Origin of the sequence: Vulcanococcus limneticus LL (assembly GCF_002252705.1) — a bacterium.
GTDB lineage: Bacteria > Cyanobacteriota > Cyanobacteriia > PCC-6307 > Cyanobiaceae > Vulcanococcus > Vulcanococcus limneticus.
This window is the reverse complement of sequence record NZ_NQLA01000135.1, coordinates 1-1,268: the sequence shown is the minus strand read 5'-3', so window position 1 is coordinate 1,268 and position 1,268 is coordinate 1. Positions and strand designations below refer to the sequence as shown.

The 1,268-nt window shown below is 63.0% G+C and carries 2 protein-coding genes; both read right to left on the bottom strand.

The features are described from left to right. Window positions 1-21: 21 nt before the first annotated feature. Complete coding sequence (locus tag CJZ98_RS19425; protein WP_269798982.1) at window positions 22-552, bottom strand: ISAs1 family transposase; 531 nt, start codon at window positions 550-552, stop codon at window positions 22-24. Beyond that, window positions 549-1,184 carry an ISAs1 family transposase gene (locus tag CJZ98_RS19420; RefSeq protein ID WP_094592418.1) on the bottom strand — a complete coding sequence of 212 codons (636 nt, stop codon included), beginning with the start codon at window positions 1,182-1,184 and terminating at the stop codon, window positions 549-551. Before CJZ98_RS19420 ends, CJZ98_RS19425 begins: the two co-directional genes overlap by 4 nt. Window positions 1,185-1,268: the final 84 nt, after the last annotated feature.

The following is a 1,268-nucleotide window of genomic DNA, read 5'->3' as shown; positions in this document are numbered from 1 at the left end:
CAGGGCTGCCTAAAAGTGTGCTCAGACCTTGTCACGCAGTGGCGCAACGCCTCCCAGCGCCAGCATCCCCTTGATGTCGTAGGCCAACTCTCTGAGCCCTTGGCGGATGGAGCGGTAGCCACCGCGCCTGAGCAGGTTCATCACGATGGTGCGCAGAAAGGAGAAGACCGCCACGCCGGTCCGGTTGGCGTAACGGTGAGCGTCCTCACCGAGCTGGACGTCGCGGGCCCAGTGCCACTCGTTCTCAATGCTCCAGCGCTGCCGGATGAGTCGCAGCAAGGCATCTGGGCTGGTCCGCAGGCTGGTGAGGAACAGATGCCGCCTGATGCTGCGCTTACCGCTGCGCGTCACGGTGTCGGTGATCACTTCCACGATCCAGGCGCTTCCAGGCCAGTTCGCCTTGATGGGCTCCGGCGCCTCTTTCGCACGCAGTTCCCAGGCCGTGTCCCGCCCGTGTTTCTTCTCGTGATCCGTTGCTATGAAAGGGATCCTACGCTTTCCCTGGAACTGGCAACCGATCTGGCGGAACAGAGTCTGCTGGTTGGCTTTCACGGTGAGTAGGACGTCGGCCCCCTGCTCCAGGCACCATCGAAAAACGGTTGCGTCGTGTGGAGGGCATCCGCCTGGATGAGGGCGCCATCAAGGTCCAGCGTGCTGAGCAGCTCTTTCAGCGCTGTGCGCTCGCTGGATTCGTGGGTGTCGTAGGCCTTCTGAGCCAGAGCGACACCGAGTGCCCGGGCGTAGACCGTGACCTGGGCAACAAAACGGTGACTGCCGTCCTCGGTCATAGCCGCAGAGCCCCGCAGGGTCTTGCCGTCACACACCAGTTGATCCAGACCCTCGGCCCCGCCTGGGATCTGGCTGATCATCCAGGCTTGTAGCACCTGGCCGAACTCCTGCAGGTGAGCCTTGTTGAACAGATAGAGGAAAGTGGCATCGGAGGGCCAGCGCTTGAAATCAAGGCCCAGCGCCTGGTTCAGCGCCTCCCGATGCCGCCGAGCAAAGGCTTCCAGATCACGGGAGCTGCGGCAGCCGCTCAGGATCCCCAGCACCGCCACCAGCAGCAGGAACCACTGTGGGTAGCGCACCCCACGGCGGTAGCGGCCATCGGGGATGGCCTTGAGAAAGCTGATCAGGTCATCAGCAGCGGGCTGATCGACTGCAGCGGAGCTGGTTTCGGCCATTGGAAGGGAGGAATCCCGCTGACCAAACCCAATGCTGACAGGCCTCGCAAGAGCCACATGGACAGACCTTTAGGCAGCCCTGGC

Bases quoted from the DNA above. Each gene is read 5' to 3' on its own strand.
- CJZ98_RS19420 (WP_094592418.1), bottom strand. From the start codon at position 1,184: ATGGCCGAAACCAGCTCCGCTGCAGTCGATCAGCCCGCTGCTGATGAC.